The sequence below is a fragment of the Xanthomonas euroxanthea genome (genome assembly GCF_903989455.1).
GTDB lineage: Bacteria > Pseudomonadota > Gammaproteobacteria > Xanthomonadales > Xanthomonadaceae > Xanthomonas > Xanthomonas euroxanthea.
In genome coordinates this window covers 436,122-452,006 of the sequence record NZ_LR861803.1, presented here as the reverse complement: position 1 = coordinate 452,006, position 15,885 = coordinate 436,122, and the positions used below count along the sequence as shown (strand labels likewise).

The window sequence follows — 15,885 nt, the reverse complement described above, 5'->3', positions numbered from 1 at the left end:
CTTGCGCGGCCACCGGCTCGGCCGGGGCTTCCCGACGCCGGTGACCTGCATGCGCGAGTGGCTGCAGTGCCGCGGCAGCGCGCGCATGCACGCCTGCCGCACGCATGCCTTACGCCGCCCTGCGCTCGACGGCAGGCAGCAAGCGCTGGCGCAGTAGCAGCGCCGCCATCTCCAGCGTTTCGTCGGCGGCGCGCAGGACCCCGCCCATGTTGATGAAGCCGTGGATCATGCCGGGAAAGCTGTGCAGGGTGACTTCCACGCCGGCTGCGCGCAGGCGTTCGGCATAGCCGCGTCCTTCGTCGTAGAGCATGTCGCGGTCGCCCACGATGACCAGTGCGGGCGCAACGCCGGCCACCTCCGGCACCAGCATCGGCGAGACACGCCAGTCCTGTGCAATGGCGGGATCGGGCAACAGATGCCGGTTGAAGAAGCGCACCGCCTCGGTGGTCAGTGGCGGCAGGCCGGCATTGTGCGATCGCGACGGATACTGCCCGTTGTCCTCGCGCGCATCGGTCAGCGGATATACCAGCACCTGGCAGCGCAACGCGATCCCGGCGTCGCGCGCGGCCAGCGCCGCGACCGCGGCCATGGCCCCGCCGATACTGTCGCCAGCCACTGCCAGGCGCCGTGCATCGGCACCGACCGCATCGGGTTGGGCAACCAGCCAGTGCAGGGTCGCCAGCACGTCCTCCACGCCCGCCGGCGCGGGATGTTCCGGCGCCAGGCGATAGTCGACCGCCAGCAGCTGGCAGCCGGCACGCGCCGCCAGTTGCCGGCAGACATCGTCATGGGAGTCCAGGTCGCCCACCACACCGCCGCCGCCGTGCACGAACAGGCAGGTCGGTGCGGGGCCGGCGGCTAGCCCTGGCGGGCGATACAGGCGCAGGCGCACCGGGCCGGCTGCGGTATCGGCCTGCAGATCGCGCACCTCGGCCATCTCCACGCGTGGAAAACCCATCTGCGCGCCGAGTGCACGCATCATTGCGCGGGCACCCTCGAGCGGCAGGGTTTCCATCGGTGGTTGAGCGGCGTGTTGAAGCTGGGCAAACAGGCGCGCGACATCGGGATCAAACGACATGACGGACTCTCCAGGAGACGATGGCTGAGCCTGCCAGATACTTATGATCAATCACCATCGACCGTCATCAATCATTTCAATGGCGTTGCCGACTGTGCGCCGCAGCGCCGCAAAATCCGGTGCTGCCGACGCATGCAGCCGCAGTGGCGGTGTCCAGCAAATGGTCGACGCGATCGGGCATCGCCGGTTTTTTGCTGCGCTGCAACGCACCTACGCGCCTGCCCGGCGCGCACCTGTTCGATCTCCCTGCGCGCTGCATGCCGGCAGCGCTGTCGCTGTGCCGCCGCTGTCGCGCCGACGCGCGCGCCAGGGCAGCGGCAGTCTAGTCGTCGTCCTCGGCAGCGGCCTCGCGGCCCTGCTGACGGATGAGGTTCTCCTGGCGCGCGTCTTCGATCGAGGCGCGGATGGCACGCACGTCGGCCCGGCGGGTGTCGAACTTGAAGCGTCCGGTCAGCACACTGTCCGGGCGCAACTCACCCTTTTCGAACAGCGCCCACATCTCTTCGCCGTAATGGGTTTCCAGCAGTTCCGGTGCAAACCGTCCGAGGCAGTCGCGCAGGTTGTGCACATCGCGCAGCAGCATGTCGCGGGCGGCGTTGTTGCCGGCAGCGCTGACCACCTGCGGGAAGTCGATCAACACCGGGCCATCGGGCGAGACCAGCACGTTGTATTCGGACAGATCGCCGTGCACCAGGCCCAGCGACAGCATCTTGACCACGTCGCCGATCAGGCTGGCATGGAAGCTGCGCGCCTGTTCCGGTTCCAGGTCCACCTCGCCCAGCCGCGGTGCGCTGTGGCCGGCCTCGTCGGTGACCAGGTCCATCAGCAGCACGCCATGGAAATAGCCGCGCGGCCTGGGCACGTGCACGCTGGCATCCATCAGCTGATAGAGCACCTCGGCTTCGGTGTTCTTCCACGCGGTCTCGGCTTCGCGCCGGCCGAACTTGGTGGCCTTGCCCATCGCGCGCGCCTGGCGGCTGCCACGCACCTTGCGGCCTTCCTGGTACTGCACGCGCGCCTGGAAGCTGCGTTGCGCCATGTCCTTGTAGACCTTGGCGCACAGGATGTCGGCGCCTGTGCTGACCACGTAGACGGATGCTTCCTTGCCGCTCTTCAGTGGTCGCAACACTTCGTCGATGATGCCGTCGTCGATCAGCGGTTGCAGGCCCTTGGGGGTTTTCATGGACTAAGGGGACCGATCCGAAACAAACCAGCAACGATTATGCGGCAACCAGGGTGAAGCGCTTACATGTCCGGGCACAAGCTGCGACCGGGCGCATGCATCGGCGTGAGCGCTTACCATGCATGGACCCTTCCAGCCCGCGATCCGATGCCCGAGCCCGCCTCCAGCCGACGCAAACGCCCCACCGCCGTGGCCACCGGCGGTAGCGAACGCGGCCTGCCGCATGAGTTGATGCAGCAGATCGCCGCGGCCCAGGGCGACCCGGACTTCATGACCTCGCTGGGCCGCGGGCTGGTGGTGCTGAGCGTGTTCGCCCAGCACGCGCGCGAGGTGACGATGTCGCAGATCAGCCTGGAGACCGGCATCTCGCGTGCGGCGGTGCGGCGGGTGCTGCATACCCTGGCCAGGCTGGGCTATGTCGGCGAGCAGGGCCGCGGCTACGTGCTGCTGCCGCGTGTGCTGGGGATCGGCGGCGCCTATGCGGCGTCGTCGTCGATGACGGCGGCGGCGCAGCCGGTGCTGGACGGGCTGCGCGACCAGTTGCACGAATCCTGCTCGCTGGGCGTGCTGGACGGCGACGACCTGCTGTACGTGGCGCGCGCAGAAACGGTGCGCATCATGTCGATCGGGCTGCGCCCGGGCACACGCCTGCCGGCCTATTGCACCTCGATGGGCCGCGTCCTGTTGGCGGCCCTGCCCGGCGACACCTTGCAGGCGTACCTGGAGCGCACCACGCTGCGCCCGCGCACCGACCGCACCGTGACCCAGGCATCGGCATTGCTGGAGGTGCTGGCACGTACGCGCCGCGAAGGCATGTGCCTGACCGACCAGGAACTGGAAATCGGCCTGCGCTCGATCGCGGTACCGGTGCGCAACCTGCGCGGCGAGGTGATCGCCGCGCTCAATATCGGCGCCCAGGCCGGGCGCGTGAGCCTGCAGACGATGCAGACGCTGCTGGAGCCGTTGAAGCAGGCGGCGCAGCGGCTGGGCGCGTTGTTGAGCTAGCGGGCTGCCGCCGCGCTCAGCGTGGCCGCCGCAGGAAACTCACCACCGCATCCACCCAGGCGGCGTGGGTGTCCTCGACATGTGCCACGTGATCGGCGTGCGGCAGCGTGACCCAGCTGCGGTCTTGGCTGCGCAGACGTGCGTACAGGTGCGCGTTGTCGGACTGGGTCGCGATGGGATCGTCGACGCCGCGCAGCAGCAAGACCGGCAGCGTGGTCACCTGCTCCGGCTGGAAGGCGAACTGCTCCATGGCGCGCCAGTCGGTGCGCACCGGGTCGGCCGACACCGCCTGCGCCACATAGGCCGCACGCACGCCGGGCGGGGCGGCGTTGGCGGTGATGAAATCCTCGCCGGCCGCCGCGGCCGTGGTGCGCGCACGCACTGGCTGCGCAGGCGCCGGGGTGGCGTCGGGGGCTGCGTCGACATCGTCCGGGAAGCCGTACAGCACCAGCACTGACACTGCCTGCGGGTGTTGCTGGCCGATCAGCAGCGCCACCCGCGCGCCATTGGAATAACCGAGCAACGCCGGCGCCGGCAGCTGCGGGTGCTGACGGGCCACCCAGGCCAGCACCGCACTGACATCGGCCACTGCGCGCGCGGGCGTGTTCCAGCCGCTGGGATCGCGCGCACTGCCGCCATAACCGCGCAGGTCCACCGCGTAGGCGGCATAGCCGGCCTGCGCCAATGCCGCCAGCACCGAGCGCGCATCGCGCGGTTCGTCTGGAACCTGCAGGTCGAAATTGGGCAACGCACTCCAGGTGCGCCCATGCACCAGCAGGATCGTGCTGCGCGGCTGCGCCGGCACGCGCGACCACACCGCCAGCGTCTGGCCATCGTCGGTCGCACCTGCGCCAGGCGGGTCCCGGGCCCGGGATGCGGTTGTGCCTGCAGCCCGGAGGCGGCGAGCAGCAGCAAGAGCAGGCAAACGGTACGCAGCAGCATCGGCAACCTCGTGGGGAATGTCCTGTGCGACCGGAAGCGGTTGTCCGTCGCCGCATGTCCATCATCCCGTCGTCGATGGGCGATGTCATCACCGGCCGGTGTGCTCACGGCGCCGCCAGCACGCAACCAGATGCATTGCGTCTGCATTCTTGCCGCACCTGCGCTGCTGGCCTAGCAGCGGCACGCCATCCGAACCGATCGCGGTGCATCGCCGCCTGGCGTGTCAGCGACGCGTGCCTACTGCACTCGCGCGTCGCCGTGGTTGTCAGCCTTCGCTTGCCGGCCCTGCGTCGCCCGCCTGCTCCTCGAGGATGGGCTTGGCCAGCGCAAAGGCATGGTTGGCGGCCGGCACGCCGCAATAGACCGCGGCCTGCAGCAACACTTCCTTGATCTGCTCGGGGGTGACGCCGTTGTTGCGCGCGGCGCGCACGTGCAGCTTGAATTCCTCGTCGTGGCCCAGCGCGACCATCATCGCCAGGGTCAGCAGCGAACGGGTGTGTGCGGGCAGGCCATCGCGGGTCCAGATGGTGCCCCAGGCATAGCGGGTGATCAGCGCCTGGAACTCGTCGGTGAACGCGGTGCGTGCGGCCAGCGAGCGCTCGACATGCGCATCGCCCAGGACGCGTCGGCGCTCGCGCAGACCTGCCTGGTAACGCTCGTCTTCGTGCATCGGAGTTCTCCTGCGTGGGAATGGGGAATGGGGAATGGGGATTCGGGATTCGGGATTCGGGATTCGGGAATGGTCGCTGCAGATCCGCAGCGGCTGCAGGTAGATGCTGACGTGTCAGTGGTGGCCGTCGACGTTGCCGACCCGGTGCGGTTGCCATGGGTCAGCTGGGCACAGATGCAAGCTCGGCCTGCAGAAAGCCCAGCACGCTGTCGTTGAAGGCGGCCGGCGATTCCAGGTTGCAGATATGCCGGCCGGGCACCTGCGCGTAGTGGCCGCGTGGGGCGGCATAGGCGATCTCGCGCAGATCGGCCGGCGGACAGACCGGGTCGTCGTCGCCGGCCAGTGCGAGCAGTGGCAGTTCCAGGGTGTCGAGCGCGCCGCGGAAGTCGGCGTCGGCCACCGCCTGGCAGCAGGCGATATAGCCCTGCGGCGAGGTCGAGACGAAGGCGGCCACGATCATGTCCAGGCGCTGCGCATGGCGGGTGGCAAATGGCGGCGTGAACCAGCGCTGCAAGGTCGCATCGACCAGCCCCGGCAGGCCTTCGCTGCGCACCTGTTCGATCCGCGCGTTCCAGCTCTGGCTGCTGCCGATCTTCTGCGCGGTGGCGCACACCACCAGCCGGCGCAGGCGCTGCGGCGCATGCAGGCCCAGCCATTGGCCGGTGAGTCCGCCGATCGACAGGCCGCAGAAGTCGCTCTGCGCGATCTGCAACGCATCCCATAGCGCCAGCACGTCCTGGCCCAGGTCGGCAACGCGATACGGGCCGGGCGGCGTGTCCGAATCGCCATGGCCGCGGCGGTCGTAGCGCAGGATGCGGTAATGCGGCGCAAACGCGGCGATCTGCGCGTCCCACATGTGCAGGTCGGTCCCCAGCGAATTGCAGAAGGTCAGCCAGGGGCGGCCTTCGGTGCCGTCGAGACGGTAATGCAGGCGATGCGTGGGCAACTGGAGATAAGCCATCGGAGCACCGTCAGCGGGATGAGGAACCGGCCAGCACGCGATCGATCCAGACCGAGGACATGCCGCGCCAGCTGTCCACATCGAACACCGCCTGCAGTTGCGCCTGCGTGAGCACCGCGCCCACCTGCGCGTCGTCACCGAGCACCTCGCGCAGATGGCGCTGCTGCGCCTGTGCACGCGCCACCGCGCGCTCGACCAGCGCATGCGCCTTCGCCTTGCCGAGCCTTGGTGCCAGCGCGAACACCGCCGCCTCGGCATACAGCGCGCCGCCATGGCTGTGCAGGTGCGCGCGCATGGCGGCGCGATCCAGTTGCAGGTCGGCCAGGCAGGCCTGCATCTGCGCCAGGCTGCCGGCGGTCAGGCACACGATCTGCGGCAAGGTCTCCCATTCGGCATGCCATTGCCCGGCGGCGCGTTCGTGCGGCTGCGCCATCGCGCTGAACAGGGTCGCGACCAGGCCGGGCACGCGCGTGGCGGCGGCAACCGCGGCGACGCTGGAGACCGGGTTGCGCTTGTGCGGCATCGCCGAGGAGCCGCCCTTGCCGGCCGCGGCCGGCTCGAACACTTCGCCGACTTCCGACTGCATCAGCAGCACCACGTCGCCACCGATCTTGCCCAGGGTGCCGGCCAGCAGGCCGAACGCACAGCCAACCTCGACCAGGCGATCGCGGGCGGTATGCCACGGCATCGCGGGCAACGGCAGCGCCAGCGTGGTTGCCAGCGCCTGGGCGACATCCAGACCGTGCTCCTGCAACGACGCCAGCGTGCCGGCCGCGCCCCCGAACTGCAGCACCAGGCCATCGTGCTGCAGGGCCTGCAGGCGGTGGTGCGCGCGCTGCAGCGCATCCAGCCAGCCGGCGACCTTGAGCCCGAGGGTGACCGGCACCGCCTGCTGCAATAAGGTACGACCAGGCAGGCCGGTGTTGCGTTCGCGTTCGGCCAGCGCAGCCAGCTCGGCGCACAGGCCTTGCAGGCGCGGCAGCAGCAGGCCGAGCGCGGCACGCAGCTGCAGCACGGTGCCGGTGTCGATGACGTCCTGGCTGGTGGCGCCCCAGTGCACCCAGCGCGCGGCCTGCGCATCGTGGGCGGCCACGCGTGCGGTCAGCGCCTTGACCAGCGGAATGGCGGGGTTGCCGGCAAGTGCGGTGGCCTGGGCCAGCGCGGCCAGATCGTAATGCTGCACGTCGCAGGCGGCCGCAATCGCCTGCGCGGCCTCGGCGGGAATCACGTCGCATTGCGCCTGCGCGCGGGCGAGCGCGGATTCGAAATGCAGCATCGCCTGCACGCGCGCCGCATCGTCGAACAACGCGTCGCAGGCAGGCTCGCCAAACAGGGATCCCAGCAGGGAAGACGTCGCAGTCATGCATGGCCTCTGGTGGCGTGCCGGCAGCATGGCACCGATGCGCGGGAGTGCCAACTGGCGTGCGCGGTGGGGCGTGGTGCAAACGCAGGTGTGCGTGGCGTGCACACGCGTTCGTCTGGCGTGGTCATGCGCGCGGCCTGCGTGTTTCGCCAATGCAACTGACCCTGCGGATCACGGCGCCGCGCGCCGGTCACGTGCCGATCGCGACGGGTCATCGACGGCATCGCGCGTTGCCACGTGGTTGCTTGCCGCGCTGCATCACCGCGCAGCGTCTGCACGCGGATGCAGGCGTCGTGCTCATGCGGACACACCGCTGCAGCCAACAGCGCGCCGACGATGCGATCAATAGTGGAAGAACACGGTTTCCGCATCGCCCTGCATATGAATGTCCCACACGTAGTCGCTGCCGCCACGCGACTGGGCCAGCAGCGTACCGCGACGTTCTGCCGGCACCAGGGCCAGGATGGGATCGCTGCCCAGCTGCGGGTCGTCGGCGAAGTACAGCCGCGTCGACACCCCACGCAACAGGCCGCGCATGAACACCAGCACGGTCAGATGCGCGGCCTGCGGCACGCCGCCGGGGCCGGCGACCCGGCCCGGCTTGATGGTGCTGAAGGAAAAACGCCCCTGCGCATCGGTCGGCACGCGGCCCCAGCCATCGAAGCCGGCATCGTGCGCCTCGCAGCGTGCGTCGGCGGCATGCGCATAGATGCCGGCCGCATCGGCTTGCCACAGTTCCAGCACCGCATCGGCCACCGGGCTGCCGGCGCCATCGAACACGCAACCGCTGACCCGCACGTGCGTGCCTGCGGCCTGCGCAGGCGCGAGCTGCTGGCGATACAGCGGCTCCAGCCCGAGCCGGTAATACGGGCCGACGGTTTGCGACGGGGTGGTGTGCAGGCTCATCGATTCACTCCCAGACCGTTTGCTTGCGACCGCGCAACACGATGTCGAAGCGGTAGGCCAGCGCGTATTCGCTCACCGCGTTTTCCCAGTCGAAGCGGGACACCATGCGTTCGCGCGCCAGCGCATCGTCCACGCAGTTGTAGATCGGGTCGTGCGCCAGCAGCGGGTCGCCCGGGAAATACATCTGGGTGATCAGCCGCTGCCCGATGCCATCGCCATGCAGCGAAAAATGGATATGCGCCGGCCGCCAGGCGTTGTAGTGATTGCGCCACGGATACGCGCCCGGCTTGATGGTTTTGAACGCGTAATGGCCGTGGTCGTCGGTGAGCACCTGGCCGGTGCCGCGGAAGTTGGGGTCCAGCGGTGCGTCGTGCCGATCGCCGGCATGTTGATAGCGGCCAGCGGCATTGCATTGCCACACCTCGACCACGCTGTTGCGCACCGGCTTGCCGTTTTCGTCGAGCACGCGGCCGGACACGATGATGCGCTCGCCCAGCGGCTCGCCCGCAAAGCCGGCAGTGAGGTCGGCCGCATGCGCGCCCAGGGTGAGCCGATTCAACGGCGGGCCGGTGACTTCCGACAGCGTGGCCGGGATCTCGATTGGCGCGCGCGTGGGCCCGCGCAATGCGGTGGATGCGTAGGGCGGATGCAGGTAGGCCGGCTGCGTGCCGATCCGCGGCCGGCGATAGCCGAGCAGCGGATCGATCGGTGTGTCAGAGCTGGGGTCGCGCATGCGGGATCTCCATCGGTGGCGCTGCGGCAGGATCAAGACGTGGGTGTGCGGTCACGGCAGCGGCGGTTGCAATCGGCGCACTACACGCGCTCGATTGCCAGCGCCACGCCCTGCCCCACCCCGATGCACATGCTGGCCAGCCCGAGCCGCCCGTCGACCGCTTCCAGTTGCCGCAACAAGGTCAGTGCCAGCCGCGCGCCGCTCATGCCCAGGGGATGGCCCAGCGCGATGGCGCCGCCATTGGCGTTGACGTGCGCGGCATCGTCGGCCAGGCCGAACGCGCGCGTGCAGGCCAGCACCTGCGCGGCGAAGGCTTCGTTGAGTTCGATCGCATCGAACTGCGCAATGCCCAGGCCCAGGCGTGCTAGCAGGCGCTGCGTGGCCGGCACCGGGCCGATCCCCATGTAGGCCGGCTCCACACCCGCCGAGGCGAAGCCGAGCACGCGTGCGCGCGGGGTCAGCCCATGCGCGCGCACGGCCTGCTCGGATGCCAGCAACATGGCGGCAGCGCCATCGTTGAGACCGGACGCATTGCCGGCCGTCACCGTGCCGGGCTGGCGGAACACCGGCTTGAGCTTGGCCAGCATCTCGGCGGTGGTGTTCGGGCGTGGATGCTCGTCGCGATCGACAGCGGTCGCCTCGCCCCCTTTGCGTGCGGTCACGGGCACCGGGGTGATCTCCCCCTCGAAAAATCCCGCTGCCTGTGCGGCGGCGGCGCGTTGCTGGCTACGCAGCGCGAACGCGTCCTGGTCTTCGCGCGCGATGGCGTGGCGCTGGGCGACGTTTTCGGCGGTTTCGCCCATCAGCTCCACGCCATAGGCGCCCTGCAGACGCGGATTGACGAACCGCCAGCCCATCGTGGTGTCTTCCAGCTGTTGGGTGCGGGCGAACGCGCTCTCGGCCTTGCCCATGACCCAGGGCGCGCGGGTCATCGACTCGACCCCGCCGGCGATCGCCAGCCCCAGTTCGCCGGCACGGATGCCGCGCGCCACCGTGCCGACCGCGTCCAGCCCGGAACCGCACAGGCGGTTGAGCGTGCTGCCCGGCACCGAACTGGGCAAGCCCGCCAGCAGCAGGCTCATACGCGCGACATTGCGATTGTCTTCGCCCGCCTGGTTGGCGCAGCCCAGATACACGTCGTCGATCAGCGCCGGCTCCAGTTGCGGATTGCGTGCCATCAACGCGGCGATCGGGACCGCGCCCAGGTCGTCGGCGCGCACCCCGGCCAGTGCGCCGCCGTAGCGGCCGATCGGCGTGCGGATGCCATCGATCAGATAGACCGCGCTCATGCCTCGGCTCCGGCTGCCTGCTTGCCGTGCGCCGCGTCGGTGCGTGCCTGCAGCGCGCGCAGTGCCTGCAATTCTGCGGCACTGGGCGGCGTGGTCTGCGCCAGAGCGTCGGCAAAGCGGATCGGCCAGCCGGTGGCCGCGCGCACCTGCTCGCGGGTGCTGCCGGGATGCAGCGCGGTGACGGTGAGTTCGCGGGTCACAGGATCGGGCTCCATCACGCACAGGTCGGTGACGACCACGCTGGGGCCGGCGCCGGGCAGGCCGGCACGCTGCCGCGCATCGCCACCGTCCAGATGCCCGACCGTGGTGACGAAGTCCAGCGCGGGCACGAAGCTGCGTGTGGATTGGCGCATGATGATGAACACCTGCTTGGCGCTGGCCGCGATCTCCGGTGCGCCACCGGCACCGGGCAAGCGCGTCTTCGGCGCTGCGTAGTCGCCGATCACGGTGGTATTGAGGTTGGCGTGGCGATCGATCTGCGCCGCCCCCAGGAAGCCGACATCCACCCGACCGCCCTGCAGCCAGTAACGGAAGATCTCCGGCGTGGAGACCACGGTGTCGGCGGTGTCGGCCAGCTCGCCGTCGCCGATCGACAACGGCAGCACGTCCGGGCGCGTGCCGATCGGGCCGGATTCGTAGATCAGGGTGACATCCGGCGCATGCGTCAGCCGCGCCAGGTTGGCGGCCGTGGATGGCAGGCCGATGCCGACGAAGCACACCGCGCCATCGGGCAGGCGCCGCGCCGCCGCCACGGTCATCATCTCGTTGGTGCTGTAGTCGCTCATGCGGCCACCTGCAGCAGCGATTGCGCGTACACGCGCTGGAACGCTGCGAAATCGTCGGTGTCGAGAATGTGCGTCTGGATCCAGGCCTGGAAGCGTGCGCGGTCGCGCGCGATGGCATCCCAGGCCAGATAGAAGCGGTTGTCGCGGGCGTAATAGCCATGCGCGTACGAGGGCGCGGCGCCCCCGGGCACGTGGCAGACCGCATCGACCACCCAGCGCGGCAGGATGCAGGCGTTGGGCGGCGCCTCCAGCGTGTCGACGATCTCCTCCACCGTGACGATCACCTTGCGCGCGGCCAGCGCGGCCTCTTTCTGCACGCCCAGGATGCCCCACAGCAGCACATTGCCGCGGCGGTCGGCCTGCTGCGCATGGATCACGGTGACATCGGGCTTGACCGCCGGCGTGGTGGCTAGCGTCTCGCCGGTGTAGGGGCATTGCAGGAAGCGGATGCTGTCGTTGACGCGCGGCAGGTCCGAGCCGACGTACCCGCGCAGCACCGCGAACGGCAAGCCCGAGGCACCGGCCACGTAGGCATTGGCCATGTCGGCATGGCTGTGTTCGCGGATCTGCAGCGGCTGCGGCCAGCCGTGTTCAACTGCATCGCGCAACCGGTGCAGCGAGCCGACGCCGGGATTGCCGCCCCAGGAAAACCGCAATGCCGATGCGCAGCCGGCGCCGATCAACTGGTCGTAGATCAGGTCCGGGGTCATGCGCACCAGGTGCAGGTCGCGCTTGCGCTGGCGGATCACCTCGTGGCCGGCCGCATGCGGGATCAGGTGGGTGAAGCCTTCCATCGCCACGCAGTCGCCATCGGCGATCAGCTGGGACACTGCTTCTGAAAGGGGGACGATCTGGGCCATTGCCTGGGTCCTGCGCAGCGAGCGTGTGGTCACGTTAGGCGCAGCTGCACGGCCCGGTCAATGCGATTATCGGTGCATCAATTCGATAATCGCACAATTTCGTTGGGCGACTGACACTCCAACATTGTCTCCGGTGTATACATAACTTCGCTTGCAAGCAGACGCCGGCGCTGGCATGGGCGTCAACTGGTTGCCAGCCGGCGCACCACTGCCGATCCGCACCCCAGGTTGTATACAAACCCCAGGAGTCACGGTCATGTCCCAGTCCAAGCAGCTGTTTCCCCTCAACGCGTGGTACGCCGTCGCCTGGGACCACGAGATCAAGCACGCGCTGACCCCGCGCAAGGTCTGCAACCTGGATGTGGTGGTCTACCGCAGCACCGCCGGGGCGGTGATCGCGCTCGAAGATGCGTGCTGGCATCGCCTGGTGCCGCTGTCGATGGGCAAGCTGCGCGGCGACGATGTGGTGTGCGGGTATCACGGGCTGGTCTACAACAGCCAGGGCCGCTGCGTGCACATGCCCTCGCAGGAGACCATCAATCCCTCCGCATGCGTGCGCAGTTTTCCGGTGGCCGAGAAGCATCGCTATGTGTGGATCTGGCCGGGCGACCCGGCGCAGGCCGACACCCGCCTGATTCCCGACCTGCACTGGGCGCACGACCCCGCCTGGGCCGGCGATGGCCGCACCATCTACGCCAAGTGCGACTACCGGCTGGTGCTGGACAACCTGATGGACCTGACCCACGAGACCTTCGTGCATGGCTCCAGCATCGGCCAGGACGAGATCGCCGAAGCGCCGTTCGAGGTGATGCATGGCGACCGCTCGGTGGTGGTGTCGCGCTGGATGCGCAATATCGACGCGCCACCGTTCTGGGCCAGCCAGATCGCGCGCCATCTGGATTACCGCGGCAAGGTCGACCGCTGGCAGATCATCCGCTTCGAAGCGCCCGGCACCATCGCCATCGATGTCGGCGTGGCCATCGCCGGCACCGGCGCGCCGGAGGGCGACCGCAGCCAGGGCGTCAACGGCTACGTGCTCAATACCATCACGCCCGAAACCGACACCACCTGCCACTACTTCTGGGCGTTCATGCGCAACTACGCGCTGCACGATCAATCCCTGACCACGCTCACCCGTGCAGGCGTCACCGGCGTGTTCGGCGAGGACGAGGCGGTGCTGGAGGCGCAGCAACGCGCCATCGACGCGCATCCGGATCACACCTTCTACAACCTCAACGTCGATGCCGGCGGGATGTGGGCACGCCGCGTGATCGACCGGCTGATCGCCCAGGAACAGCGCGCGCAGGAACTGTCGCTGCGCATGGTGGGCTGAGGCAGCGCGCCGGGAGCTCCGTATGTCGCCCACCACGCCGTTTCGCAGCAGTGCCGCGCAGACCACGCGTGCGCTGCTGTCGCTACGCGAACTGATCCTCGACGGCACCCTGCCCGCCGGAACGCGCCTGTCCGAGCTGGCGGTGGTGCAGCGGCTGGGCATGTCGCGCACCCCGGTACGCGCGGCATTGCAGCGGCTGTGCGAGGAAGGCCTGGCCAGCGCACTGCCGGGCGGCGGCTATGCGGTGCAGGCCTTCAGCGAACGCGACGTGCACGATGCAATCGAGCTGCGCGGCACGCTCGAAGGCCTGGCCGCGCGCATCGCGGCCGAACGCGGTGCATCGGCCGCGGCACTGGCCCAGGCACGCCAGTTGCTGGACACGCTCGACGGCATCGTCGGCCCGCCGCTGCAGGCCATCGACTTCAGCGCGTACGTGCAGGCCAATGCGCAGTTCCACGCGCTGCTGGTGGCCATGGCCGGCAGCGATGTGCTGGGCCGCGAACTCACCCGCGTGCTGCAGCTGCCGTTCGCCTCGCCCAACAGCCTGGTCATGGCGCAGACAACCAGCACCGAGGCGCGGCTGATCCTGACCCTGGCGCAGGACCAGCACCGCGAAATCATCGCCGCCATCGAGGACCGCCAGGGCGCGCGTGCGGAAGCGCTGATGCGCGAACACGCACGGCTGGCCCATCGCAATCTGCGTCACGTGCTGCAGACCCCGGCGGCGATCACCCGGGTGCGCGGTGGTGCATTGATCGGCCGCGCCCATCCCGCCACCGCTGGCAGCAGCCAGCCCGCCCTTCTGCCTGGAGTTCCCCATGCGTAAAGACACCCAGTGGCACCGCGCCCATGTCGTCAGCATCGCCGATGCCTGCGAGGGCGTGCGCGAGATCGTGCTCGACCCGGGCACCGCGGCACGCGGCTTCGAGGTCGGCAGCCATCTGGATTTTCGCCTGCAGCTGCATGGCCGCGCCGACGTGCGCTCGTACTCGCTGGTGGGCGAGCCGCGTGCCGACGGCTACTACCAGATCGCGGTACGGCAGATGCCCGACAGCCGTGGCGGCTCGCGGCACATGTGGACGCTGCAGCCCGGCGATGTGGTGGAGATCTCCCCGCCCAGCAACAACTTCGCGCTGGATGAAGGCGGCGAGGAGATCCTGCTGATCGCCGGCGGGATCGGCATCACCCCGATCATCGGCATGGCGCAGCGGCTGGCGCGCCGCCACCGCGCGTTCCGCCTGCTCTATGTCGGACGTACGCGCCGTGCAATGGCCTATGTCGACGAACTGGAAGCGCTGCTCGGCGAGCGCCTGCAACTGCACTGCGACGACGATGCCGGCCGGCCGGAGCTTGCTGCCGAGCTGGCGCGGCTGTCGCCCACTGCCGAGGTGTACGTGTGCGGCCCGCTCGGCATGCTCGAAGCGGTGCGCCAGCACTGGCACGCGGCCGGGCGTTCGCGCGCGCGGCTGCATTTCGAAACCTTCGGCAACAGCGGGCGGGTGCCGGCGCAGGCTTTCGTGGTCAAGCTGCCCGGGCTCGGGCTGGAAGTGCCGGTGGCCGAGAACGAATCGATGCTGGATGCGCTGGCCGACGCCGGGGTGGAGCTGATCGCCGAATGCCGGCGTGGCGAATGCGGGCTGTGCGCGGTCGAGGTGCTGGACAGCGCGGCCGATATCGATCACCGCGACGTGTTCTTCAGCGACGAACAGCGCCGCGAGAACCGCAAGCTGTGCGCCTGCGTCTCGCGCGCGGTGGGCGGCAGCATCACCATCGATACCGGCTACCGGGGCGAGCTGGGCTGAGCGCGGCCATCGACACGCCGGCGCTCACGCGGCGCGTGTTTGCATCCTCACGCGCATGCGCGATCATCTGCGCATGGAGTCGACTCACTACAGGACGGTCCCGGCGCCGGCACTCAACCCGCGCCAGGAACAATTGGTGGCATTGGTGCGGCAGCAGGGCTTTGCCGAGGTGGAAGGGCTGGCGACGCGCTTTGAGGTGACGCCGCAGACCATCCGGCGCGACCTGACCCTGCTGTGCGATGCCGGCGTGCTGCGCCGCTACCACGGTGGCGTCAGCATGCCCTCGAGCGTGGAAAACCTGGCCTACACCGCGCGCAAGGCGCTGCAGGCGCGCGAGAAGCAGCACATCGCCGCACAGGTCGCCCGCTTCATCCCCGACGATGCCTCGCTGTTCATCAACCTGGGCACCACCAACGAAGAGGTCGCGCGCGCCTTGCTGCAGCACCGCGGCCTGCGCGTGATCACCAACAACCTCAACGTGGCGGTGATGCTCAGCGCCAATCCCAGCTTCGAGGTGATCGTGGCCGGCGGCGTGGTGCGCGGGCGCGACCAGGGCGTGACCGGCGAGGCGACGGTGGAGCTGATCCGGCAATTCAAGGTGGACTTCGGGGTGATCGGCATTTCCGGCATCGACCTGGATGGCACCTTGCTGGACTTCGACTACCAGGAAGTACGCGTGGCCCAGGCCATCATCGAACACTCGCGGCAGGTGTTGCTGGCCGCCGACCACAGCAAGTTCGGCCGCAACGCCATGGTGCGACTGGGCGCAATCGCCCAGGTGCACGACTGGTTCACCGACCGGCCGCCGCCGCAGGAGCTGGCCGCCGTGCTGGCCGAGGCCGGCACCCGCGTGCATCTGGCCGCACCCGGCAACGCCGGCTGAGCCGTTTGTTCGTTTGTGTGCGTTTGCGCAATGCACACCCCGATTGAATCGCCCGATCGATCCACCCTGGCGATCGAATTTGAGTTCCCGAT

Annotated in this window: 15 protein-coding genes and 1 pseudogene; 5 read left to right on the top strand and 11 right to left on the bottom strand. The window is 69.1% G+C overall.

The window, feature by feature from the left end:
* Positions 1–109: 109 nt before the first annotated feature.
* Positions 110–1,078, bottom strand: a complete 969-nt coding sequence (locus H7A86_RS01920) for an alpha/beta hydrolase (protein WP_119130306.1) — start codon at positions 1,076–1,078, stop codon at positions 110–112.
* A gap of 322 nt (positions 1,079–1,400) precedes the next feature.
* The gene (locus H7A86_RS01915; protein WP_119130302.1) at positions 1,401–2,261 is read right to left on the bottom strand and encodes a PA4780 family RIO1-like protein kinase; all 861 of its coding nucleotides are present in this window, start codon (positions 2,259–2,261) and stop codon (positions 1,401–1,403) included.
* Positions 2,262–2,408: 147 nt separating this feature from the next.
* Here H7A86_RS01915 and H7A86_RS01910 point away from each other — a divergent pair, with 147 nt between their 5' ends.
* Complete coding sequence (locus H7A86_RS01910; RefSeq protein WP_115675729.1) at positions 2,409–3,266, top strand: IclR family transcriptional regulator domain-containing protein; 858 nt, start codon at positions 2,409–2,411, stop codon at positions 3,264–3,266.
* Positions 3,267–3,282: 16 nt separating this feature from the next.
* Here the strand turns inward: H7A86_RS01910 and H7A86_RS01905 are convergent.
* From H7A86_RS01905 to H7A86_RS01865, 9 genes and pseudogenes are all read right to left on the bottom strand, one after another.
* Positions 3,283–4,208 (bottom strand): annotated as a pseudogene (locus H7A86_RS01905) (alpha/beta hydrolase).
* Positions 4,209–4,473: 265 nt separating this feature from the next.
* The gene (gene pcaC / locus H7A86_RS01900) at positions 4,474–4,878 is read right to left on the bottom strand and encodes a 4-carboxymuconolactone decarboxylase (RefSeq protein ID WP_104583844.1); all 405 of its coding nucleotides are present in this window, start codon (positions 4,876–4,878) and stop codon (positions 4,474–4,476) included.
* 160 nt (positions 4,879–5,038) lie between these two features.
* Complete coding sequence (gene pcaD, locus H7A86_RS01895) at positions 5,039–5,839, bottom strand: 3-oxoadipate enol-lactonase (RefSeq protein ID WP_119130300.1); 801 nt, start codon at positions 5,837–5,839, stop codon at positions 5,039–5,041.
* 10 nt (positions 5,840–5,849) lie between these two features.
* Positions 5,850–7,202, bottom strand: a complete 1,353-nt coding sequence (locus tag H7A86_RS01890) for a 3-carboxy-cis,cis-muconate cycloisomerase (RefSeq protein WP_119130298.1) — start codon at positions 7,200–7,202, stop codon at positions 5,850–5,852.
* A 342-nt stretch (positions 7,203–7,544) separates the two neighbouring features.
* Positions 7,545–8,108: a protocatechuate 3,4-dioxygenase subunit alpha gene (pcaG, locus tag H7A86_RS01885; protein ID WP_119130296.1), complete on the bottom strand. Its 564-nt coding sequence runs from the start codon at positions 8,106–8,108 to the stop codon at positions 7,545–7,547.
* A 4-nt stretch (positions 8,109–8,112) separates the two neighbouring features.
* Positions 8,113–8,841, bottom strand: coding sequence for a protocatechuate 3,4-dioxygenase subunit beta (gene pcaH, locus H7A86_RS01880; RefSeq protein WP_119130294.1), 729 nt, complete (start codon positions 8,839–8,841; stop codon positions 8,113–8,115).
* An 80-nt stretch (positions 8,842–8,921) separates the two neighbouring features.
* The gene (pcaF, locus tag H7A86_RS01875) at positions 8,922–10,130 is read right to left on the bottom strand and encodes a 3-oxoadipyl-CoA thiolase (protein ID WP_119130292.1); all 1,209 of its coding nucleotides are present in this window, start codon (positions 10,128–10,130) and stop codon (positions 8,922–8,924) included.
* Entirely contained in the window at positions 10,127–10,915 is a 789-nt protein-coding gene (locus H7A86_RS01870) for a CoA-transferase subunit beta (protein ID WP_119130290.1), read from the bottom strand. The genes pcaF and H7A86_RS01870 overlap by 4 nt, the downstream gene beginning before the upstream one ends.
* Complete coding sequence (locus tag H7A86_RS01865; RefSeq protein ID WP_119130637.1) at positions 10,912–11,775, bottom strand: CoA transferase subunit A; 864 nt, start codon at positions 11,773–11,775, stop codon at positions 10,912–10,914. Before H7A86_RS01865 ends, H7A86_RS01870 begins: the two co-directional genes overlap by 4 nt.
* 256 nt (positions 11,776–12,031) lie before the next feature.
* Here H7A86_RS01865 and H7A86_RS01860 point away from each other — a divergent pair, with 256 nt between their 5' ends.
* The 4 genes from H7A86_RS01860 to H7A86_RS01845 are packed head-to-tail and all read left to right on the top strand — an operon-like array spanning position 12,032 to position 15,793.
* Positions 12,032–13,108, top strand: coding sequence for an aromatic ring-hydroxylating dioxygenase subunit alpha (locus H7A86_RS01860; RefSeq protein WP_104583851.1), 1,077 nt, complete (start codon positions 12,032–12,034; stop codon positions 13,106–13,108).
* A 22-nt stretch (positions 13,109–13,130) separates the two neighbouring features.
* Complete coding sequence (locus H7A86_RS01855) at positions 13,131–13,934, top strand: GntR family transcriptional regulator (protein ID WP_104650581.1); 804 nt, start codon at positions 13,131–13,133, stop codon at positions 13,932–13,934.
* Entirely contained in the window at positions 13,927–14,910 is a 984-nt protein-coding gene (locus tag H7A86_RS01850) for a PDR/VanB family oxidoreductase (protein WP_119130288.1), read from the top strand. Before H7A86_RS01855 ends, H7A86_RS01850 begins: the two co-directional genes overlap by 8 nt.
* 55 nt (positions 14,911–14,965) lie before the next feature.
* Positions 14,966–15,793, top strand: a complete 828-nt coding sequence (locus H7A86_RS01845; RefSeq protein ID WP_104650580.1) for a DeoR/GlpR family DNA-binding transcription regulator — start codon at positions 14,966–14,968, stop codon at positions 15,791–15,793.
* Positions 15,794–15,885: the final 92 nt, after the last annotated feature.